Source organism: Azospirillum brasilense (genome assembly GCF_005222205.1).
In the GTDB taxonomy this organism is placed as follows: domain Bacteria; phylum Pseudomonadota; class Alphaproteobacteria; order Azospirillales; family Azospirillaceae; genus Azospirillum; species Azospirillum brasilense_G.
The window spans coordinates 1379047-1398261 of record NZ_CP032346.1 but is presented as its reverse complement, the minus strand read 5'-3'; the positions used below and the strand labels follow the sequence as shown (position 1 = coordinate 1398261).

General features: G+C 71.2%; 22 protein-coding genes and 1 riboswitch. Of the genes, 9 read left to right on the top strand and 13 right to left on the bottom strand.

Annotated elements, in window-relative coordinates; all coding sequences use genetic code 11:
• Nucleotides 1–43 precede the first annotated feature (43 nt).
• Together D3869_RS20385 and D3869_RS20380 are read left to right on the top strand one after the other, a co-directional pair.
• Nucleotides 44–772 carry a hypothetical protein gene (locus D3869_RS20385; protein ID WP_137141655.1) on the top strand — a complete coding sequence of 243 codons (729 nt, stop codon included), beginning with the start codon at nucleotides 44–46 and terminating at the stop codon, nucleotides 770–772.
• Between the two features lie 8 nt (nucleotides 773–780).
• A complete protein-coding gene (locus tag D3869_RS20380; protein WP_247895807.1) occupies nucleotides 781–1350 on the top strand; it encodes a hypothetical protein in 570 nt (189 codons plus the stop codon).
• Nucleotides 1351–1368: 18 nt separating this feature from the next.
• Here D3869_RS20380 and D3869_RS20375 read toward each other — a convergent pair whose 3' ends face one another.
• Nucleotides 1369–2148, bottom strand: a complete 780-nt coding sequence (locus D3869_RS20375; RefSeq protein WP_137141653.1) for a hypothetical protein — start codon at nucleotides 2146–2148, stop codon at nucleotides 1369–1371.
• Nucleotides 2149–2346: 198 nt separating this feature from the next.
• Entirely contained in the window at nucleotides 2347–3393 is a 1047-nt protein-coding gene (locus tag D3869_RS20370; protein ID WP_137141652.1) for a TerC family protein, read from the bottom strand.
• 658 nt (nucleotides 3394–4051) lie between these two features.
• On the opposite strand from D3869_RS20370, the gene D3869_RS20365 reads away from it, so the two are divergent.
• The 6 genes from D3869_RS20365 (at nucleotide 4052) to D3869_RS20340 (ending at nucleotide 10174) form a co-directional block, all read left to right on the top strand.
• Complete coding sequence (locus tag D3869_RS20365; RefSeq protein ID WP_137104512.1) at nucleotides 4052–4510, top strand: hypothetical protein; 459 nt, start codon at nucleotides 4052–4054, stop codon at nucleotides 4508–4510.
• Nucleotides 4511–4563: 53 nt separating this feature from the next.
• A riboswitch (cobalamin riboswitch) is annotated at nucleotides 4564–4782 on the top strand.
• Between the two features lie 116 nt (nucleotides 4783–4898).
• Nucleotides 4899–6812: a TonB-dependent receptor plug domain-containing protein gene (locus D3869_RS20360; protein WP_137141651.1), complete on the top strand. Its 1914-nt coding sequence runs from the start codon at nucleotides 4899–4901 to the stop codon at nucleotides 6810–6812.
• Complete coding sequence (locus D3869_RS20355; RefSeq protein WP_137141650.1) at nucleotides 6809–7657, top strand: ABC transporter substrate-binding protein; 849 nt, start codon at nucleotides 6809–6811, stop codon at nucleotides 7655–7657. The genes D3869_RS20360 and D3869_RS20355 overlap by 4 nt, the downstream gene beginning before the upstream one ends.
• On the top strand, nucleotides 7654–8661 hold the full coding sequence (locus D3869_RS20350; protein ID WP_137141649.1) for a FecCD family ABC transporter permease: 1008 nt from the start codon (nucleotides 7654–7656) through the stop codon (nucleotides 8659–8661). Before D3869_RS20355 ends, D3869_RS20350 begins: the two co-directional genes overlap by 4 nt.
• On the top strand, nucleotides 8661–9464 hold the full coding sequence (locus D3869_RS20345; RefSeq protein WP_137141648.1) for an ABC transporter ATP-binding protein: 804 nt from the start codon (nucleotides 8661–8663) through the stop codon (nucleotides 9462–9464). The genes D3869_RS20350 and D3869_RS20345 overlap by 1 nt, the downstream gene beginning before the upstream one ends.
• Complete coding sequence (locus tag D3869_RS20340; protein ID WP_137141647.1) at nucleotides 9461–10174, top strand: DUF6925 family protein; 714 nt, start codon at nucleotides 9461–9463, stop codon at nucleotides 10172–10174. Before D3869_RS20345 ends, D3869_RS20340 begins: the two co-directional genes overlap by 4 nt.
• A 61-nt stretch (nucleotides 10175–10235) precedes the next feature.
• Here the strand turns inward: D3869_RS20340 and D3869_RS20335 are convergent, their stop codons facing one another.
• The 9 genes from D3869_RS20335 to D3869_RS20295 all read right to left on the bottom strand — a co-directional run bounded on the left by D3869_RS20335 (nucleotide 10236) and on the right by D3869_RS20295 (nucleotide 16692).
• A complete protein-coding gene (locus D3869_RS20335) occupies nucleotides 10236–12374 on the bottom strand; it encodes a heavy metal translocating P-type ATPase (protein ID WP_137141646.1) in 2139 nt (712 codons plus the stop codon).
• The gene (locus D3869_RS20330) at nucleotides 12371–12733 is read right to left on the bottom strand and encodes a YtxH domain-containing protein (RefSeq protein ID WP_137141645.1); all 363 of its coding nucleotides are present in this window, start codon (nucleotides 12731–12733) and stop codon (nucleotides 12371–12373) included. The genes D3869_RS20335 and D3869_RS20330 overlap by 4 nt, the downstream gene beginning before the upstream one ends.
• Nucleotides 12726–13070 (bottom strand): hypothetical protein, encoded by a 345-nt coding sequence (locus D3869_RS20325; RefSeq protein WP_137141644.1) that lies wholly within the window; start codon nucleotides 13068–13070, stop codon nucleotides 12726–12728. The genes D3869_RS20330 and D3869_RS20325 overlap by 8 nt, the downstream gene beginning before the upstream one ends.
• Nucleotides 13067–13441 carry a hypothetical protein gene (locus D3869_RS20320; RefSeq protein WP_137141643.1) on the bottom strand — a complete coding sequence of 125 codons (375 nt, stop codon included), beginning with the start codon at nucleotides 13439–13441 and terminating at the stop codon, nucleotides 13067–13069. The genes D3869_RS20325 and D3869_RS20320 overlap by 4 nt, the downstream gene beginning before the upstream one ends.
• On the bottom strand, nucleotides 13438–13779 hold the full coding sequence (locus D3869_RS20315; RefSeq protein ID WP_137141642.1) for a cation transporter: 342 nt from the start codon (nucleotides 13777–13779) through the stop codon (nucleotides 13438–13440). Before D3869_RS20315 ends, D3869_RS20320 begins: the two co-directional genes overlap by 4 nt.
• A 17-nt stretch (nucleotides 13780–13796) precedes the next feature.
• Nucleotides 13797–14273, bottom strand: coding sequence for an HMA2 domain-containing protein (locus D3869_RS20310; RefSeq protein ID WP_137141641.1), 477 nt, complete (start codon nucleotides 14271–14273; stop codon nucleotides 13797–13799).
• A 156-nt stretch (nucleotides 14274–14429) separates the two neighbouring features.
• A complete protein-coding gene (locus D3869_RS20305; RefSeq protein ID WP_137141640.1) occupies nucleotides 14430–14756 on the bottom strand; it encodes a DUF3325 domain-containing protein in 327 nt (108 codons plus the stop codon).
• The gene (locus tag D3869_RS20300; RefSeq protein WP_137141639.1) at nucleotides 14753–16372 is read right to left on the bottom strand and encodes a PepSY-associated TM helix domain-containing protein; all 1620 of its coding nucleotides are present in this window, start codon (nucleotides 16370–16372) and stop codon (nucleotides 14753–14755) included. Before D3869_RS20300 ends, D3869_RS20305 begins: the two co-directional genes overlap by 4 nt.
• Nucleotides 16369–16692 (bottom strand): DUF3649 domain-containing protein, encoded by a 324-nt coding sequence (locus D3869_RS20295; RefSeq protein ID WP_137141638.1) that lies wholly within the window; start codon nucleotides 16690–16692, stop codon nucleotides 16369–16371. Before D3869_RS20295 ends, D3869_RS20300 begins: the two co-directional genes overlap by 4 nt.
• 280 nt (nucleotides 16693–16972) lie before the next feature.
• On the opposite strand from D3869_RS20295, the gene D3869_RS20290 reads away from it, so the two are divergent.
• Nucleotides 16973–17329, top strand: a complete 357-nt coding sequence (locus tag D3869_RS20290) for a hypothetical protein (protein WP_137141637.1) — start codon at nucleotides 16973–16975, stop codon at nucleotides 17327–17329.
• A gap of 114 nt (nucleotides 17330–17443) precedes the next feature.
• Here D3869_RS20290 and D3869_RS20285 read toward each other — a convergent pair whose 3' ends face one another.
• Both D3869_RS20285 and D3869_RS20280 read right to left on the bottom strand, forming a co-directional pair.
• Nucleotides 17444–18226: an ABC transporter ATP-binding protein gene (locus tag D3869_RS20285; RefSeq protein WP_137141636.1), complete on the bottom strand. Its 783-nt coding sequence runs from the start codon at nucleotides 18224–18226 to the stop codon at nucleotides 17444–17446.
• Nucleotides 18220–19215 (bottom strand): ABC transporter permease, encoded by a 996-nt coding sequence (locus tag D3869_RS20280; RefSeq protein WP_137141635.1) that lies wholly within the window; start codon nucleotides 19213–19215, stop codon nucleotides 18220–18222. Before D3869_RS20280 ends, D3869_RS20285 begins: the two co-directional genes overlap by 7 nt.

Here is a 19215-nt window from a genome sequence, read left to right as displayed (position 1 = left end):
CTTCAGGAACGTGGGTCTTCAGGATCACGGAAAGGCAGGCAGGATGCGCTCTGGGCAACGGAACGGCGGCCGCGCGCCGGATGCCGCCCTTGATCTGACCAAGGCCTTCGACCGGCGCGACACGCTGTTCACCAGAGCCGCGGAGCAGATGTCCGACATCGTCGCCAACCCGCCGAGCGGCCCCCATGCCTTCGACCTGCTGAACGGCGGCATCCGCGAGTTGTCGAGCCTGATGGTCCGGCAGTTGCCCCTGTCGACGGCGCGCGAGGCACGCCTCGCCCACGCCCTCTGCCAGGAGGGGATCGTCGAGGACACGAAGGCCCTGGCCCTCGGGGAGGGCGTGGCCCTGTTCCTGGACCAGCTCCAGGCCGCCGCCGAGCAAGCGGGCATCGGTCCGGCCGTGGGCCGGAATCCGGTGCCGGACGCCCTGGCGGCGGCACCCGCCCAGGACCTGGCGGGGGTTCTCGCCACGCTGCGGGCCTGCCGCGCCGCGATGGCGGACCAGGGAGCCGGCGCCGAGCGGCTGCTCCCCCTTCTCGACGATGCCGTGACGGCTCTGGAGCGCATCGCGCAGCGCGAGGCCATCGCCCGCTTCGACCAGGCGGCCGACGCCATCGAGGCCGCGATGCCGAAGGCCCTGCCGACCAAGCCGACCGGCCGGATGCTCGCCGCCGGGGCCAAGGCGGGGAGCGTGGCCCTGGACGCGGCGCGGCGGATCTATCAGGCTATGGCGTCGGAGTTCCTGTCGCCGAGGAAAGAGGTCGGGGAGTGACGGTTGCCTTGCCCATCACACCGCCGTCAACCGGGTTTCTCAAGGATCGCATCGCCGGGCCGCTTGCCCGCGGTCTGGTGACGATCCTGCGCGGTCGCCGCGGCGATCCGCCCCCCGCCGAGCCGGCGGCGACCCGCGTCGACATCCACCGGCAGCCGTTGCGCACGGCGCTCGACTGGCACCAGGACATGATCGCCGTGTGGAAGCGGAATCCCACGTTCGGTCCGGGCCTGCACGACGACCTGAAAAGCACCGGGCTGCTGCCGCGCTGCGTCATCCTGACGGCGCGGGACGGCGGGCCATTGTGCTTCCGCTACATCGGGGAGCCGACCCGCCGGGTCTTCGGCGACCGCTGGGCCGACCAGAACATCGGCAAGCCCCATCTCGAGGACGTGCACAGCGCCTACGCCCAGGCCATCGACGCGCAGTACCGGGAGGCGGTGGAGGGCGGGGAGCCGGTGTACAACCATCTGGTGATCACCGGACTTCCCCGTCCGCCCGTCAATTACCGGCACCTCCTGTTCGGCTGGTCACTGGGCCACCGCCGTCAGGCCCTGCTGGCGCTGATCGACGGCTGAATCAGGCGGTCCCTCGCGTCACGCCGCCTGGGCGAGGTCCGCGGCGAGCTGCGCCAGATCGCCGAGGAACTGCGCGCGGCTGAAGCGCACGAGGTGCATCGGCAGCGTCTTCAGGCCGATCTGGTTGTAGGTGATGGCCGGCTCGTCGTCGATGTGGCGCGGCCCCATCTTCCGTTCCGCCCAAACCGGGACGATGTCGGGATCGACGACCGAGATGAACCAGGTCGGCGACCACAGCAGCCACGCCGCCAGCTTGTTCACCCGCTGGCAAATCGGGAACAGCCCGCGACCCTGGAAGTCGGGCCGCGTCCATCCCGCGTTCGTCCACACCACCCGACCGCGCGTGCCGTTGGCGGTGTCGGACGTGCAGGTGCACCATTCGCCGTCCGGAGCCTGGGTGGCCGGGTCGTCGTAGAACACCGTCATGGCGTTGAAGCGGTCGCCGATGGACTGGGCGGTGCAATCGTAGAGCAGCCCGGCCTGGGCGGTGACCACGTCGCCGGAGGCGGCCGTCCCGCGGATCCAGAAGGCGTTGGCCGGGGTCAGGGAGCGGCAGGCCGGATGGGCCGCCGGAAGCATCGGCTCCCAGGAGCCAGCGGCCACCGCCGCCTCGTTGACCCGCACCAGCTCCGGCATGTCGAACGCGACGGAAAGCGTGACCCCGCGGCCGGACGCCAAGGCGACGAGTTCGTCGCGGGCCGCCTGGAGCAGGCCGGACAGGGGTCCCGACGGGATGGGAAGCGCGGACAGGGCGATGGAGGCCGGTTGAGCGCCGTTGAACTGCGTGCCGATAAGCATGGATGTCTCTTCCTTGGGTTGGAAAGGGTTGGCGAGGATCGCCAAGCGGGGCGCCATCCGCCCCGCACATCCACATCATCGTCGTCGTGAAACCGGCATTACCACTTTTGCGAATACCATGGCCCGGAAACGCGCGGGGCGCCCGATCCACCGGACCGGACGCCCCGCCTTTTGCCCTTGCCCTTTGGACCGGGCGTCTTACCGGCCCTTGCCGTCCGAGGACGCCGCGGCCGCCTCGCTGGAGGACGCCGGGGCCGAGCCGCCGGCACCCTTGGCCGGGCTGCCGGGCACCCACCAGCGGCGGGCCTCGCCGTCCGCGGCCTCCGGAGCCGCCTCGCCACGGGTCTTCAGCATCGAGAAGACGATGGAGCCGCCGACCAGGACGGCCGTGATGCCCAGCGCCAGCGCCGTCGGCATCTTGTAGATGTCGACCAGCATCATCTTGGCGCCGACCACCACCAGAACCAGCGACAGGCCGTACTTCAGGTAATGGAAACGGTGGATGATCGAGGCCAGCGCGAAGTAGAGCGCGCGCAGGCCGAGGATCGCGAAGACGTTGGAGGTCCAGACGATGAACGGGTCGGTGGTCACCGAGAAGACCGCCGGGATGGAGTCGACGGCGAAGACCAGATCGGTGAACTCGATCAGGATCAGCACGAGGAACAGCGGCGTCATCATCCGCACGCCGTCGCGCATCACGAAGAAGTTCTGCCCCTCGTAGCCGTCGGTCATGCGGAAGCGGGAGCGGACGAACTTGACGATCCGGTTGTTCTCCATATCCGGCTCGTCGTCCACCGACATCAGCATCTTGATGCCGCTGAAGATCAGGAAGGCGCCGAAGATGTAGATGATCCAGTGGAATTCCTGGATCAGCGCCGTGCCCGCCACGATCAGCACGCCGCGCATCACCAGCGCCCCCAGGATGCCCCAGAACAGCACCCGGTGCTGGTACTGCGGCGGCACCGCGAAATGGGTGAAGATCAGCGCGATGACGAAGATGTTGTCGACGCTCAGGCTGTATTCGATCAGGTAGCCGGTCAGGAACTCCAGCCCCTTCTGCGACCCTTGGAAATGAAAGACGCCGGCCGCGAAGATCATCGCCAGAGTGGAATAAGCCGCGCAGCGCATCAGCGCCTCACGGCCGGAAATCACATGGGATTTCTTGGAAAATACACCAAGATCAAAGGCCAAAAGCACGGCAACGAAGACGGCGAAGCCGGCCCACATTAAAACGATCTGGTCCATGGAACTGTCCCTTGCTTCATGCACTCCGCTCCCGCAAGCGGAGACTTCGATCGTCACATGAGCAGTCCGACATCACCGGTGCGCCACGGCGGGACGCATCGGCCAGAGGGGCCCGGACTGGAAACGAGGCCGCGGGTCTGCGGCCAACGCAAAGACGCGCGCAACGGCTCGGCCGCGGCGCGTCGGAACACCCGCCTCCATCATTCGTCGTGGAGGCGTGGCGGTCAGTCAGGATGTTGGTTCGCTGCGGTCCATGTCGATGTCTCCCAAAGGCCCGTCGGGTGCCATCGTCCGGCGGTGGACCTTGTGGGGAGCAGGACCCATGGGAAATGTCGGGGCCAGCTTCCGCAAGGCCGCGCCAAGGCGACGGCTCTATGGGAAGTCCGACATCACAGCGCCGGGCGACGCTGCCAGAGGGGCCCGGACCTCAACCGTCATGTAGTCAGGCCCTCTCCCGGCGACAAGAGGGGGGCGCGTCCTTTCCGGATCGTGGTCGGTGCGATGGCCGCAGGCAACGACACCAGCCGGTTGATCGCCCATGGGTTGCCGGCGTTCCGGTCCGGGAGCCGGCTTTGCGAATTCCGTGTCGCCCATGGATGATTCCGAACCGGTGGGTTGTTCGTAGCGATTGACGGTAATTCACGGCAGGACACCCACAATGATGCGGCGTTCCATTCTGCTCGGCTGCCTGCTGGCAGCCGGATTGGCCGGTTGCGGCCCGCGTTTCGAGACGGTCGCAAGCTATTTTCCACCCGTCAGCGAGGCGGGAAAGCTCTGTGTCGCCCAGTGCAAGCAGGCGCAGACGATCTGCCAATCCGCGAAGGAGCTGGCCGTTCAGACCTGCCGGGCCGAGGCGACGACCCGCGCCCAGGGCGAATATCAGGCCTATCTCCGTTCCTTGCCCAAGGATGCGGACAAGAAAAAGATCAAGACATTCAGCGATTTCGACCGGAACCCCAGCTGCTACAGCAATCTCACCTGCTCCTCCGATTACAATGATTGCTATAAATCCTGTGGCGGCCGGATCGAAGCGCAGACCTATTGCGTGGGCAATTGCAAGGAGATGGTGCCGCCCATGCCGGATGGGTCCGCGGTCGGGCCGAGAACCACGCTCTGACACAGGCTGGACGAAAGGAACGGATTGCGGCTTGACCGGAGCCGCTCCGTCCGCGTAGCGTCGCACCCGACGGTTGCCCGAAAGGGCTGAAAATGGGAACACGGTGCGGACTCCGCGGCAAAACGCCGTGCGAAGGTCCAACGCCGGGGCTGCCCCCGCAACTGTAAGCGGCGAGTCGTCCATCGGAATGCCACTGGGATCGCGATCCTGGGAAGGCGATGGGCCGACGATAACCCGCGAGCCAGGAGACCTGCCGTCAGTCGTGGTCACACGCGAACACGTTCGGGCGGGGTGCACCGAAGGTCGTCGAACCGGGACTCCGTTCGTGGAGCGTCCGGTGGGACTTCGTTCGCGGTGACGTGCCACCGGCGTCCCGCCCGAGGTCTCAATGAGTGTCCGCATTCCCCGCCTTCACCGGACGGCGTCCTTCGCCGCCCTTCTGGGAAGCCTTGCCTTCTCCACCTCGGCCTTCGCCGATTCCACCACCATCACGACGCTTCCGCCGGTCTCGGTGACCGCCAACCGCGTCCCCACCGCCGCCGAGGAAACCGGCAGCGCCCTGACCATCATCACCCATGAGGAGCTGGAGCAGCGCCAGACCCGTCTGCTGTCCGACGCGCTGCGCGCGGTGCCCGGCGTCGCCGTCAACCGCACCGGCCCGATGGGCACCCTGACCCAGCTCCGCATCCGCGGGTCCGAGGGCAACCAGACGCTCGTCCTGATCGACGGGATCGAGGTGAACGATCCCGCCGCCGGTTCCGAATACGATTTCGCCAATCTGCTGGCCGGCGATGTTGAGCGCGTCGAGGTGCTGCGCGGCCCGCAGAGCGCGCTCTACGGCTCCGACGCGGTCGGCGGCGTCATCAACATCGTGACCCGCCGCGGCGCCGGCGCCCCCCGGTTCCGCGCCGCCGTCGAGGGCGGGTCCTTCGGCACCGCCGCCGGGCGGGCCTCCTTCGGCACCGGGACCGACCGCTACGATCTGTTCCTCAGCGGCCAGGGCGTCACCAGCGACGGCGTGTCGGTCGCCGACAAGCGGCTCGGCAACCCGGAGAAGGACGGCTACCGCAACGGCACGCTGACCGGAAACGCCGCCGTCCGGCCGACCGAGCGCAGCGAGATCGCGGTGACCGGCCGCTACACCCGCTTCCGCACCGACACCGACGGCTTCATCGGCGGGCGCGGCGCCGTCGATGACGGGACCAGCACCGCCGGAGAGCAGTATTTCGGGCGGCTCCAGGGCAAGATCGCCCTTCTCGACGGGAAGTGGGAGCACATCGTCGGCCTGACCCATGGCCGCCAGCAGCGCGACTACCGCGACGACGCCAAGACGGTGACCAGCCGCTACGACGGGCGCAAGACCAAGGCCGACTACCAGACCAACCTTACGCTGAGCAGCGGCCCCGCCGACCATGTGCTGACCGCCGCCGTGGAGCATGAGGAGGACAAGGCAATCAGCCGCAGCGCCTACTCCAGCTTCGACCGCTCCATCGGTTCCACCGGGCTGGTGGGGCAGTACAAGCTGGGCCTGTTCGACCGGCTGACCCTGACCGGCAGCGTCCGCCACGACGACAACGACCTGTTCCGCGACGCCACCACATGGCGCACCACGGCGGCCTACCTCATCGAGGAGAGCGGGACGAAGCTGCGCGCCTCCTACGGCACGGGCGTCAAGAATCCCACCCTGTTCGAGCTGTACGGCTACACCGCCACCTACGCCGGCAACCCGAACCTGAAGCCGGAACGGGCGCGCGGCTGGGACGCCGGCTTCGATCAGGCGCTGTGGGGCACCCGGGCGTCGGTGGACGGCACGTGGTTCGACCAGCGCATCCGCGACCTGATCACCGGCACCGGCCGAACCTCCGTCAATATGCCGGGCGAATCCCACATCCGCGGCTTCGAGCTTGGCCTGTCGGTGGAGCCGCTGGACCGGCTGACCGTCCGCGGCTCCTACACCTGGACCGACGGCGAGGATTCCACGGGGGCGGAGCTGGTGCGCCGGCCCAAGCAGCTCGCCAGCCTGAACGTCAATTACCGCTTCCTGGAGGACCGGGCGAACGCCAACCTCGGCGTCGTCTACAACGGGCGGTCCAGCGACTGGGCCTACGATCCCTTCTACAACCGTCAGGTCGTGAATCTGGCACCCTACACCCTGGTCAACATGGCCGGGTCCTACGCGCTGTCCGAAGGAGTCGAGGTTTTCGGGCGCGTGGAGAACCTGTTCGACCGCCGGTACCAGGAGGTCTGGACCTACGGCGCTCCGGGACGGGCCGGCTATCTCGGGCTGCGGCTGTCGCTGTGAGGCCCGTCCTTATCGGGCTGGCCGCCGCCCTCCTGCTGATGGCGGGAGGGCCGGCGGCGGCGTGGGAGGCACCGCCCGGCAAACCGCAGCGCATCGTCTCCCTGAATCTCTGCGCCGACGAGCTGCTGTTGCGGCTCGTCGGGCCGGAGCGCCTCGCGTCGGTGACGTGGCTGGCGCGCGATCCCCGCGCCTCCACGGTGGCAGAGCCGGCGGCGCGGGTGCCGGTCAACCACGGGACGGCGGAGGAAATCCTGCCGCTCAACCCCGACCTGATCGTCGCCGGGCGCTACACCACGCGGGTCGCGGTCGGGCTGCTGAGGCGGCTGGACACGCCGCTGCTGGAGCTGGATGTCCCGCAGAGCGTGGCGGGGGTGGCGGAGCAGATCCGCGGCCTCGCCCGCGCTGTCGGTGAGCCGGAACGGGGGGAGGCGCTGGTCGCCGACCTGCTCTCGCGCCTCGACGCCCTGCCCCCCGCCGCGCCGGGACCGCGCCCGACCGCGGTGGTCTTGCGGCCCAACGGCTTCGTCGCCGGGTCCGGGTCGCTGGTCGACGAAATCCTGAGCCGCGCCGGTTTGGAGAACATGGCCGACCGCCTGCCGCTGGGCAGCCAGGGCGCCATGCCGCTGGAGGCCATCATTCTGGGCGGCGCGGACGTGCTGATCGTCGACGCCGCACCCGACGCGCCGCCGTCGCTGGCCGTCGCCCTTCTGCACCACCCCGCCCTGAAGGCTCTGAACCACCGGGTCCGTACGCTGTCGCTGCCCACCCGCCTGTGGACCTGCCCCGGCCCGCAGATCGCCGAGGCCGCCGAGCGGCTGGCCGCCGCGCTGGAGGCGCTGCCATGATCCGGGACTCGCGCATACCCTACCCTGCCCTGGTCGCCGGGCTGACGCTCCTGGCGCTGGTGCTCTGCGCGGTGTCGGCGGCGGTCGGCTATGTGCCGTTCGACCTGGGCGCCGCTTTGTCCGACTGGCTCGCCGGGCGCCCCACCCTGGCCGCTCTGGTGCTGGCCGAGCTGCGCCTGCCGCGCGCTCTGCTCGGCCTGCTGGTCGGCTTCAGCCTGGGGCTGACCGGCGCGGCGATGCAGGGCTGGTTGCGCAATCCGCTGGCCGAACCGGGGCTGGTCGGCGTGTCGAGTGCCGCGGCGCTGGGCGCGGTGATCGTCTTCTACAGCGGCCTGTCCGCCACGCTGTCGCTCGCCCTGCCGCTGGGCGGCATGGCCGGGGCCGCCGCCGCCGCGGTGCTGCTGAACCTGATGGCGGCGCGGGGGGCCGGAACGACGGCGCTGGTCATCGGCGGCATCGCCATCAACAGCCTCGCCGGGTCGCTGACCGCGCTGGCCCTCAACCTCGCCCCCAACCCCTACGCGGCGCTGGAGATCGTGTTCTGGCTGATGGGGTCGCTGGCCGACCGCGGCACCGACCAGCTCTGGCTCGTCCTGCCGCCGATGCTGGCGGGCTGGGCGCTCTGCCTCTCCGGCGCCCGCGCGCTCGACGCGCTGACCCTGGGGGAGGACGCGGCGCGCAGCCTGGGCTTCGACCTCACCGGGCTGCGCGTCCGGCTGATCGCCGGGGCGGCGCTGGCGGTGGGCAGCGCGGTGTCGGTCACCGGCGCCGTGGGCTTCGTCGGGCTGGTGGCCCCGCACCTGATGCGCCCGCTGGCCGGAGCGCGGCCCGGTCGGCTGCTGCTGCTTGCGGGCCTCGCCGGGGCGTGCCTGACGCTCGCCGCCGACATCGCGGTCCGGCTGCTGCCGACGCGGCCGGAACTGAAGCTGGGCGTGGTCACCGCCCTGATCGGGGCACCCTTCCTGATCGTCCTGATCGCCCGGCTGCGGCGGGAGGAGGCGTGATGCGCATCGAAACCCACGGCCTCTCGGCCAAAGCCGGCGGGCGCACCATCCTGACCGACGTCAGCCTCGCCATCGAGCCCGGCGCCTTCACCGGGCTGATCGGCCCGAACGGCGCCGGCAAGACCACCCTGCTGCGCCTCCTCGCCGGCCTCGCCGAGCCGGCGGCGGGCTGCGTCACCTTCGACGGGCGGTCCGCCGCGCAGACCGGGCGCCGGGCGCTTGCCCGCGGCATCGCCTATCTGCCGCAGAGCGGCCCGGTGCATTGGCCGCTGCGCGCCGAGGCGCTGGTCCTGCTGGGCCGCCTGCCCCACCGCGGCGCGCTGGGCGGGATCACCGCGGCGGACCGCGCGGCGGTGGAGCGGGCGCTCGCCACCGCCGACGCCGCGCACCTGCGCGACCGGATCGTCGGCACCCTGTCAGGGGGCGAGCGGATGCGCGTCCTGCTCGCCCGCGCGCTGGCGACCGAGGCGCCCGTGCTGCTGGCTGACGAGCCGGTCGCCGCGCTCGATCCCGGCCATCAACTGGCCTGCATGGCGCTGCTGCGCGACGCCGCCCGCCGGGGCAGCGGCGTGGTGGCGGTGCTGCACGACCTGACCCTGGCCGCCCGCTTCTGCGACCGGCTGATCCTGCTGTCGGGCGGCGGCGTGCTGGCCGACGGGCCGCCCGGCCGGGTGCTGACCGACGCCCATCTGCGCGCCGCCTACGGCATCGCCGTCCACCGGGGCGAGGCCGGCGGCGAACCCTTCCTGCTTCCCTGGCGCGCCCTGCCATCCCCGATTCCCGACACGGAGACGACCCGATGAGCGACCTGCCTTCCCTGCTGCGCGACGCGCTGAACAACCCGGCCACCGGCTGGAGCCTCGGCGCCTTCGGCGCCATCGCGGAGTTCATCCGCGACCCGGACGAGCCCGTCGCCCTGCGCGACGACGGCGTGGAGCTGGAGGCGCGGACCGCCCGCGGCGGGCTGCGCCTGCGCCCCACGCCGGCCATCCGCCCGGTGCCCTACCGGACGCGCGGCGGCAGCCTCGCCGTGGCCCTCTGCCTGCCCCGCCACGTCGGCGCGATGAACCGGCGCGGCGTGGTGACCGAACTGGGTCCCGACGACGCGGCCATCGCCGAGGCGGACCGCGGCGCCCGGCTGTTCGACCTCGGGCTGGGCGTCTTCCAGACCGACGTCTGCGTCCGCAGCGCCGACCCCGCCACCATCGCCCGCCTGCGAGCGGTGGTCGGGACGGAGCTGCTGGCGCCGGGCAACCCCTTGCCGCCCGACCTGCCGGCGCTCAGCCCCGACCGCGTCTTCATCGGCCCCTTCGGCCGGATCGAGGTCAGCCAGCCGATCCCGCCGCCCGACGGCCGCAGCCCGGAGGGTCCGCACACCCACGTCCTGCCGAAGCTGCTGGCCCACAACCGGACCCACGCGGCGACCGTCCCGATTCCGGACGGCTGGGTGCCCAGCCTGTACCTGTCGCCGCCGGCGGAGTCCTTCGCCGCGTGGGAGGGGTTGGGGCGCTGAGGTCCTGCCCCCTCCCTAACCCTCCCCCTCTGCGAGGTGGAGGGAACTGCCGCCGATTCGCCTAAGCCTCCCTCTCCCGCGAAGCGGGGGAGGGTTGGGGAGGGGGCAACGACGCCGCCGGCGCGCGGCGCAGCGCGTTGAGCAGAATCCCGATCGTGGTCCCGTTGTGCAGCACGGCGGTGCCCACCGGGGACAGCAGGCCCAGCGCGGCGGCGCCGAGGATCGCGCTGTTCAGCCCGACCGTCAGGCGGTAGTTGCGGGCGATCAGCGCCATGGCGGCGTTCGCCGTCTCCTTGGCGTCGGCCACCCGCTCGATCCGGTCCTCCAGAAGCGCCACGTCGGCGGTCAGCCGGGCGATGTCCGCCCCCTTCTGCATGGCGATGCCGACATGGGCGCCGGCCAGCGCCGGGGCGTCGTTGATGCCGTCGCCGATGAAGGCGATGCGCGCGCCCGCGCGGCTCAGGTCCTCGATGATGCGGGCCTTGTCGGTGGGCAGCAGGTCGGCGTGGAAGCCGTCGAGGCGCAGCTCCGCGGCCAGCTCGGCGGCGCGGTCGCGGTGGTCGCCGGTCAGCATCAGCACCCGCTTCACGCCGGCCCGCCGCAGCCGCGCGATGGTCGCCGCACTGGCCGCCCGCACGCTGTCCTTCAGCGCCAGCACGCCGGCCAGCACCCCGCCGAAGCCGATGAACAGCAGCGTCTTGCCGTCGCGGTGCAGCGCGTCGATGGCCGCGCGGTGGGCCGTGGTGTCGATGCCCTCGTCGTCCTCGATGAAGTGGCGGGAGCCGACGACGATGCGCTTGCCGTCGATGACGCTGGCCACCCCGTGGGCGACGATGAACTTCACCTCCTGATGGTCAAAGTGGCGGTTGTGCGTTTCCTTGGCGGCGTTGACCACGGCCATCGCCAGCGGGTGGAAGTAATGCTCCTCCACCGAGGCGGCGAGGCAGATCAGGTCGTCGGGGCTGAAGGTCGGGTCGAAGGCGATGGAATCGGTCACCTGAAGGTCGCCGGTGGTCAGCGTGCCCGTCTTGTCGAAGATCACCGTGTCGGCCTGGGCCAGCCGCTCCAGCGCGTTGGCGCCCTTGATCAGGATGCCCGCCTGCCCCGCCCCGTACATGGCCGACTTGAAGGCCACCGGGGTCGCCAGCTTCAGCGCGCAGGAATAGTCGGCCTGGAGCACCGACGCCGCGCTTCGCCAGTCGCCGGTCATCAGGAAGGACCCGCCGGCCAGCTTCAGCACCGTGGGCACCAGCCGGTCGGCCAGCCGCGCCGCGTCGAGCTGCGCCTCGCTCTTGGCCGTCAGCGACTGTTCGACGTAATCGGCGATGCGGGCGGCGGCGGTGTGGCTGCCGACATGCTCGGCGTAGACGACCAGCCGACCCTCCTCCATCAGCGTGCCGGAGAGGACGGCGGAGCCGCGCTGCTTGACCACCGGGGCGCTCTCGCCGGTCATGGCGGCCTCGTTGACGGTCGCCTCCCCGCTCAGCACCGTGCCGTCCACCGGGATCACCGTCCCGGCGCCGATGACCACGCTGTCGCCGACCAGGACGGTGTCGGCGGGCACCTGGACCTCCACCCCGTCGCGCAGCAGCCACACCTGATCGCTCGACGGGCGGAGCAGCCGTTTCAGCAGCGCGTCCGACCGGCGGGCGATGGAGTCCTCCATGTATTCGCCGAGCGCCAGCATGAAGACGGTGGTGTTGGCCGCGGTGAAGTCCCGCCGCGCCAGGGAGATCGCCACCGCCGCCGCTTCCAGCACGTGGGAGTTGACGCCCTCCCGCCCGTAGATCGCCACGCCCTCGCGCAGCATCGGCAGGGCGACGGCCAGCGACAGCGGCAGGCGCAGCGGCATGGGCAGCAGGAAGCCGCCGGCCAGCGTGGCGAGGCTGCGGACCAGCGTCGCGCCGTGATTCTCCCCGCCATCCGCCGCCGGGGAGGGCGGAGCCGCCTCAGGGATCGGCAGGGCGGCCAGCGTAAGGCACAGCGCCGTGGCGTCGGTCACCGCCGGGTCGTAGCGGATGACAAGCGACCGCGCGGCGCGGCTCGCCCGGACCGACGCCACGCCGGCGACCGCCTCCACCACCCGGTGCAGGGTCGCCTCGTCGGCGGGGGTGCCGGGACGGCAGGCGTAGCGCAGGCGGATGCGCCCCGGAACCCGATGGACCGGCTCCAGCCGCAGGAACCAGGGCGGGCCGCTCATAACGCTCCGGCCTGTTCCGCCTCCAGCTCGGCCTGGAGGTCGGCCATCTGCTCCTTCATCTCGGCGAGGCCGCCGGCGAGGTTGCCGTAGAGCTTCAGGCCGGACTTCACGATCTTGCCGCGCAGCTCCTCGTCGGACAGCACATAGGCCACCGCCGCCCCGACCAGAAGCCCGACCAGGAACTGCTCGGACCGGCGCGACGGCAGCAGGCCGGTCAGCCCGCCGAGAAGCCCCTGCCCCCGCGCGGCATTGGCCCCCATGCCACCTCCAATGGGGGCGCCGCCGGCGGCCACGGCGGCTTCGTACTGGCGCTGCTGCTTCTTCAGCTTCTTCAACGCCTTCTTGATCTTCTTAGCCATGGGGGTCCTCGTTTTTCGGCCGTTCTTGCGGCGGCTCGTCCGCCGGATTCAGCAGATGCTCGATCATGACCACGCCCGCCGCCCCGGCGGCGACCGCCAGGGCGAGGCGCGCGTAGTCGCGGGTGCGCAGGGCGTCGGCGGCGACGCTGGCGGCGGCCAGCGCCGCACCGCCCTGCAGGCCATGGCGCAGGATGGTGCGCGGCGCGGGGGGCTCGGCGCCCGTCACCCAGCGGTCCTGGACGGCGGTCAGCAGGCCGGTCGCCACCATGCCGCGCGTGAAGTCGGCGGCGAGCGTGCCGGAGCCCCGCGCCTTGCCGCGCCGCTTCCCGCGTTTCACGCGGCCCCCGACGGGCTGGCGGGCGGCGTCGGCTCGGTCTTCACCGGCTCCGCCGCATTTTCCTTCACCGTCTCCGCCTCGGCGGGCGCCGCCGCGACGGGGGCTTCCTCCACCGGCGTGGCGAGGCGCGTGCGCAGACCGGCGGAGGTCCGCTCGATGGCCAGCAGGCCGCTGACCGCGGCCTCGCGCACCGCGGTCTGGGCCTTGCCGGCGCCCTCGCGGGCGGCGGCCTTCACATCGGCAGCCTTGAGGTTGGCGGCCCTGAGGTCGGCGATCTTGGAGTCGGCCTTGGCTTTGGCGTTTTTCACCATCCGGACGCCGAGGGCCCCGGCGATCACGCCGGACGCGAATGTCAGAAGCGGCAGCATCATGGTCTCCTTTCCGGCGCACCGCCCGCTAACCCGGCGGTGGCGATGCGCAGCAGCGTCCCGGCCGCCGCGCTGGCTTCCCCGCTCAGCAGATCCGGCCACGCCGAGGGCGGGATCACCGTGGGGTCGTATTCGATGGTGCAGGAGCGGGCGAGCGGGTTCAGCGCGACGGAGCGGATGCCCTCCGCCCCGGAGAGCGCCCGGTGCAGCGCCCTGGCGTCGTCGGCCAGCGCCGCCAGACTGCGCTCCGCGGCGCCGTCGAGCTTCAGCCGCACCCGGCCCGGAATGTGGTGCGCAATGGTCAGGGCGGCGGCCAGCCGGCTCAGGAAATCGTTGGGCATGCTCGGGTCGTGGTCGGTCATTGGAAGAGGCGTTTGCGCTGCACGGTCATGTGGACGAGCATGAAGGCGACGAACAGCGTGCCGAAGCCGGCGTGGACGCGCTTGCCCACCCCCAGCGCCGCCAGGGTCGCCGCCATGCTGCCCATCATCCCGATCTTGGCCGCGCGGTTGATCCGCCATTTCAGCTCGGGAGCGGCCGGCTTGCCCTCCGCGACGGGCGCCGGAGCATCCGGCGGCGGAGCCTCCGCGGGGTGCAGGACCGCCGACAGCAGCGCCTCCACCTGGGACCGGGCATCCTCCGGCGTCACCACGGCGGGGTCGTAGCTCAGCAGGACGCTGCCCACCGCCGGGTTGCTCTCGGTCACACGGACGGTATCCAGCGCTTCCAGGCGGCCCAGCGCCTCCTGGAAGCGGTTGGTCCGGCGCAGCAGCGGGTGGCGCACGCGGATGCGTCCGGGCACCGCCGATGCGATGGGAGAGGTCCGTCCGGTCATTGCCCGTTGTTCTCCTGCGTCAGCCGCGGTCCGCCCACACGGCCGGGGGCATTCCATGGTTGTGCAGAATATCCATAATTTCACAAGGGTGAAACATTTCCTCGGCTTCGCGCACAGGCGCCGGACGCAAGGCGGCGTTGCGGAAAAACCGCGTCCTCAGCCAAGAAGTGCAGGGAACGGGGCGCAGAGCAGCGCCACCGGGCCGAGCCTCAAGGCAGCCCGCGGCGCGTGGGGAAACAGCAGGACCAGCGCCGCGGCGGCCACCGTCAGCAGCCCCAGCCAAGCCGGAATGCCGACCGCCCATCCCCACCCGATCACCGCGGGCGGCAACGACAGCGCGAGCCCCAGCCATCCTGCCCATCCCAGCAGGCGGCTGGTCCGGGCGGAGGGGCGGCGGGCGAAGACCTGCTCGTGATGGCGGTCCATGGCGAGCGCCAGGGCGAGCAGGCCCGCATAAGCGACGCACAGCGACGACAGGATCATGTCAGTTCCTCCACGACAGCCCCAGCGGGCAACGCAGAGGCCGGCGCGGCCTTGCGGGCAAAGACGTTCCGCCCGACCTTGCGCGCGGCGAAGCCCAGCAGCAGCCCGACCGCCAGCGCCGTCAGGTCGAAGCCGGCCAGCAGCCAGTTCCCCGCCGGCAGACTGTTGCCCAGATGCCCGGCGGCGGTGGCGAGATTCAGCATGGGCAGCAGAGCGAACAGCGCCGCCCCGGCCCACAACTGCTCCGCCCAGCCGCGCCGCGACGGGCGCAGGGGGGCGTGCAGCAGGGCGGCGGCCCAAGTCAGGAAGAACACCCCGATCTCCCAGCCCGCGCGCTCCTCCAGACCCGCCGGCAGCAGGCGGTTGGCCCAGAAATAGGCGGCGACGGCCAGGGGCAGGCCCGCCACCACGCCGATGTTGAGCCGGTCGGCCAGCCGGTGCCCGAAGGGTTCGGGACCGTCCGCCCAAGTGTCCGCCCGGCCGCGCTGCGACCGCCGCTTGACCACCCAGAGGATCAGGCCGCTGCCCACCATCACCGTCCCGGCGACGCCGGAGATAAAGAACAGCCAGCGCATGCCCGTCCCGGCGAAGCGCGCCAGATGCAGCCCCATCAGATAGTTGCCGGTCGCCATGGCCGCCGGCTGCGGCTCCGCCGGTGGGGCCTCCAGCGTCCGTCCGGTCACCCCGTCGAACAGCAGCCGTTCCGTCGCGGCGCCGCGCCCGATGGAGTCGGACTCCGCGGGCCGCAGCTCGATGGTGGCGTTGGCGCGGCCGGGGTTGGTGACGGTCAGGCTTCCCACCCCGCCACGGCCGGCCCAGCGCCGGTCGGCCTCGGCGAGCAACGGCGCCACCGGAGTCAATGGCGCGACCTGCGGCGCCGGACGCGGCGGGGGCGGCGCGCGGCGGAACCCGCTCTCGGCGAAATAGGCCTGCCGGTTGCCGTCGTAAGCGAGGTCGACCGCCCAGGGCATCAGCATCGTCATGAACAGCAGCAGGCCGGAATAGGTGATCATCAGGTGGAAGGGCAGCGCCAGCACCGCCGCCGCCACATGCCCGTCCATCCAGGAGCGCAGCGCCGACTTCTCCGGCCGGAACGTGAAGAAATCCTTGAAGATGCGGCGGTGGGTGATGATGCCGCTGACGATGGCGACCAGCATCGCCATGGTGGCGATGCCGACGATCCACCGCGCGACCTCGCGCGGCATCCCGTACAGCTCGAAATGGAAGCGGTAGAGGAAGTTGCCGCCCGCCGTGTCGCGCGGCTCCAGCACCGCACCGGTCCCGGCGTCGAGCGTGGCGCGCTTCAGGGCGGCGCGGTCGTTCGGCTTGGCGTCCACCGGGCGCCAGGACACCGACACCGCGGGCGACCGCTCGCCGGGCAGCGTGATGGTCCACTGCGCCGCGTCGGGGGCGAGTTGGCCCATCCGCTCCACCGCCCGCTCGGCGGTCCCCGCGTCGGGGATGGAACCATGAAGTTCCGGCTGCATCCAGACCGTCACCTCCTGCCGGAAATAGGCGATGGTGCCGGTCAGAAAGACGGCGAACAGCAGCCAGCCCAGCAGAAGCCCCGACCAGGTGTGCAGCCACGCCATGGACTGGCGGAACCCGTCCTTCATGACGGCGCCCCCGATTGCAGGCCGTGCAGCAGCCAGGTTCCGCCGCCCAGCAGCAGCGTCGGCGCCAGCAGGCCGGGCCAGACCCGCCGCGACCGGACGGCGAAGGCCCAGACGAAGGCCCCGGCGTGGATAGCGAAGGACAGCATGGTGGCGGTGTAGACCGCCTCCGCCCGCGGCATCGGAAGCGTCAGGGCCAGGAACATTGCCGCCACCGCCGCCAGCGCGTAGCCGCCGACGATCCCGGCGAGGCTGCGGGACGCCACGTCCAGGCGGCGCAGCCCATCCGGCCCGAACCTCAGCCGGGAAGGGAGAGTCGTCATCAAAGGAGTCACCCAAGCGTTCAGGACGGTCCGCCGCGTGGCGCCGGGATTGCCCCGGCGGCGAGCGGGGCGCCCGATCCGGCCCCCGCGTCACGCTCGGTGGTCATCATCGTGGAAACGACGCGAAGCGTCCATAGAAATGCGAATGACTCGCATTCTCTTAAAAGAGGGCTCTGACGGCACGCCCGATCATCAAACATGTGAAATTCAAAAAACAGCTTTGAATAACACAGTTGATCTGTAAACTATATCATACTAGTAGATTTTTCATGAGCGACCCATGCGCGCCCCGATGTCCCGCCTCGCCCCGACCGTGAGCTTCGGTCTGACCACCCTGTCCATCGGCACGGTGTCGACGCTGCTGCTGTGGAGCGTCATGGCGCAATGGCCGCATTGGACCCGCCATGGCGAGCCGCTGGCCTGGTTCAACGTCGGCTATGGGCTGGAACGTCTGGGCCTCGATCTGGCCTGGGTGGAAGCCTGCCGCGCCGACCCGTCCTGGCAGACGTTCCACCGCGCCGCCAGTTGGGTTCTCGGCAGCAACCTGACCGTCGGTCTGCTGGTCGCGGCGGCGGTGCTGATCCCGCTGTCGGTCTGGGGGGCGAACGCCGTCGAGCGCACGCTCCTTGAACGCTAAGCCAATCCGACGTTGCCCCCACCCCGGCCCTCCCCCGCTTCGCAGGGGAGGGAGATTAGTCCCCCCTGCGCCAGCGGGGGAGGGTTAGGGAGGGGGCAACACGCCCCCCCACACCTACCAGCTCCCGGCAAGGCCCAGCAATTCCAGCGCCTTGTGGCGCAGCTCCACCAGCACCGGATCGTCGCGGTGGCGGGGATAGGGGCGGTCGACGGCGATCTCCGCCTTGATGCGGGCCGGGCGCTCGCTGAACACGATGACGCGGGTGGCCATCAGCAGAGCCTCCTCCACATCGTGGGTCACCAGCAGGGTGGTGAAGCCGGCGCGCCGCCACAGCGCGACGATCTCGCCCTGCATCTGGATGCGGGTCAGGCTGTCGAGCTTGCCCAGCGGCTCGTCCAGCACCAGCAGGCGCGGGTCGTTGACCAGCGCGCGGGCCAGCGCCGCGCGCTGCGCCATGCCGCCGGAGAGCTGGTGCGGATAGGCCTTGGCGAAGCCGTCCAGCCCGACCAGCCGCAACGCCTCGTCCACGCGGTTGCGCCGCTGGCGCAGCACGCCCTGCGCCTCCAGCCCCAGCGCCACATTGTCCCAGACGGTGCGCCAGGGGTAGAGCGTCGGGTCCTGGAAGACCACCACCCGCGACGGGTGCGGCCCGGTGATCGGCAGGCCGTCGGCCAGGATCCGGCCCGAGCGCGGCGGCTCCAGCCCGGCGACCAGCCGCAGCAGCGTGGACTTGCCGCAGCCCGACGGGCCGAGCAGCGCCACGAACTCGCCCGGCTTGGCGTGCAGGCCGACCGTATCCAGCACGGGCAGCGGCGCACCGTGCAGGTCGAAGGCGTGGCTGACGCCCTGGACCTCAAGCTCCAGACCGGCCGGCAACTCCTGTTCCAGCGCTACCATTTCAGCAATCCCTTCTGCCAGGCGAGCAGCCGGTCGCGCGCCTTGAACAGCAGCGTGACGAGGCTGGAGCACACCAGCGCCATCACCAGCAGCGCCGCGTACATGTTGGCGTAGGCCGCCCAGCCCTGCGCCCATTGCAGGTACCAGCCGAGCCCGGCCTTGACCCCCATCATCTCCGCCACCACCAGCACCGCGAAGGAGGCGCCGAGCCCCATGAACAGGCCGACGAAGACGTGCGGCATTGCCGCCGGCACCGCCACCTTCAGCACCAGGAAGCGCGGGGACGCGCCCAGCGTGCGGGCGATGTCGTAATAAGCCGGGTTGACGCCGGACACCCCTGACCAGGTCAGGATGGTCACCGGCACGCCGGTCGCCAGCGCGATCAGGAAGACGCTGGCGCTCCAGCTCGACGGGAAAGCGAAGAAGGCGATGGGCAGCCACGCCGTGGCCGGCAGCGGCCCGATCAGCCGCAGCACCGGATGCACCCAGTAGCCCACCGCCCGCGACCAGCCGATGGACACCCCCGTGACGAAGCCGACGAAGGCGCCGATCCCGTAGCCGAGCAGCAGCAGTTGCAGCGACGCCACGGTGCATTCCAGCAGCCGCGGCCACTCGTCCAGATAGACCTCCAGCAGAGCCTGCGGCGGCGCGAAGAAGGGACGCGGCAGCAGGTCGAGCTTGGCGGTGACCAGCTCCCAGCCGATCACGCCGAGCGCCAGCACGACCAGCCAGGGGGCGGCGGCCCGCAGCCGCTCCCCCGCCGCGCCGAACAGGCGCAGCAGCGGCACGGCGAAGGCCAGCGCGCCGCCGACGACCGCCAGCAGGCTGGCGAATTCGCCGGTGCGCACCCACTCCTCGCCTTCCGGCCACAAGGCGGTCAGGGCGGCGGCGGCCAGCCAGGCGGCACTGGCCGCCAGCCCGCCCAGCCACAGGCGCGGGGCGGCGGGGCGGTCCGCCACCAGCACCGCGGCGTCATCCAGGCTGCTCAT

What these genes read in the sequence shown, in the direction of transcription:
- D3869_RS20385 (WP_137141655.1), top strand. Translation starts at nt 44, where the DNA reads ATGCGCTCTGGGCAACGGAACGGCGGCCGCGCGCCGGATGCCGCCCTT.
- D3869_RS20375 (WP_137141653.1), bottom strand. Translation starts at nt 2,148, where the DNA reads ATGCTTATCGGCACGCAGTTCAACGGCGCTCAACCGGCCTCCATCGCC.
- D3869_RS20370 (WP_137141652.1), bottom strand. Translation starts at nt 3,393, where the DNA reads ATGGACCAGATCGTTTTAATGTGGGCCGGCTTCGCCGTCTTCGTTGCC.
- D3869_RS20365 (WP_137104512.1), top strand. Translation starts at nt 4,052, where the DNA reads ATGATGCGGCGTTCCATTCTGCTCGGCTGCCTGCTGGCAGCCGGATTG.
- D3869_RS20360 (WP_137141651.1), top strand. Translation starts at nt 4,899, where the DNA reads ATGAGTGTCCGCATTCCCCGCCTTCACCGGACGGCGTCCTTCGCCGCC.
- D3869_RS20350 (WP_137141649.1), top strand. Translation starts at nt 7,654, where the DNA reads ATGATCCGGGACTCGCGCATACCCTACCCTGCCCTGGTCGCCGGGCTG.
- D3869_RS20345 (WP_137141648.1), top strand. Translation starts at nt 8,661, where the DNA reads ATGCGCATCGAAACCCACGGCCTCTCGGCCAAAGCCGGCGGGCGCACC.
- D3869_RS20340 (WP_137141647.1), top strand. Translation starts at nt 9,461, where the DNA reads ATGAGCGACCTGCCTTCCCTGCTGCGCGACGCGCTGAACAACCCGGCC.
- D3869_RS20335 (WP_137141646.1), bottom strand. Translation starts at nt 12,374, where the DNA reads ATGAGCGGCCCGCCCTGGTTCCTGCGGCTGGAGCCGGTCCATCGGGTT.
- D3869_RS20330 (WP_137141645.1), bottom strand. Translation starts at nt 12,733, where the DNA reads ATGGCTAAGAAGATCAAGAAGGCGTTGAAGAAGCTGAAGAAGCAGCAG.
- D3869_RS20320 (WP_137141643.1), bottom strand. Translation starts at nt 13,441, where the DNA reads ATGATGCTGCCGCTTCTGACATTCGCGTCCGGCGTGATCGCCGGGGCC.
- D3869_RS20315 (WP_137141642.1), bottom strand. Translation starts at nt 13,779, where the DNA reads ATGCCCAACGATTTCCTGAGCCGGCTGGCCGCCGCCCTGACCATTGCG.
- D3869_RS20310 (WP_137141641.1), bottom strand. Translation starts at nt 14,273, where the DNA reads ATGACCGGACGGACCTCTCCCATCGCATCGGCGGTGCCCGGACGCATC.
- D3869_RS20305 (WP_137141640.1), bottom strand. Translation starts at nt 14,756, where the DNA reads ATGATCCTGTCGTCGCTGTGCGTCGCTTATGCGGGCCTGCTCGCCCTG.
- D3869_RS20300 (WP_137141639.1), bottom strand. Translation starts at nt 16,372, where the DNA reads ATGAAGGACGGGTTCCGCCAGTCCATGGCGTGGCTGCACACCTGGTCG.
- D3869_RS20295 (WP_137141638.1), bottom strand. Translation starts at nt 16,692, where the DNA reads ATGACGACTCTCCCTTCCCGGCTGAGGTTCGGGCCGGATGGGCTGCGC.
- D3869_RS20290 (WP_137141637.1), top strand. Translation starts at nt 16,973, where the DNA reads ATGCGCGCCCCGATGTCCCGCCTCGCCCCGACCGTGAGCTTCGGTCTG.
- D3869_RS20285 (WP_137141636.1), bottom strand. Translation starts at nt 18,226, where the DNA reads ATGGTAGCGCTGGAACAGGAGTTGCCGGCCGGTCTGGAGCTTGAGGTC.
- D3869_RS20280 (WP_137141635.1), bottom strand. Translation starts at nt 19,215, where the DNA reads ATGAGCAGCCTGGATGACGCCGCGGTGCTGGTGGCGGACCGCCCCGCC.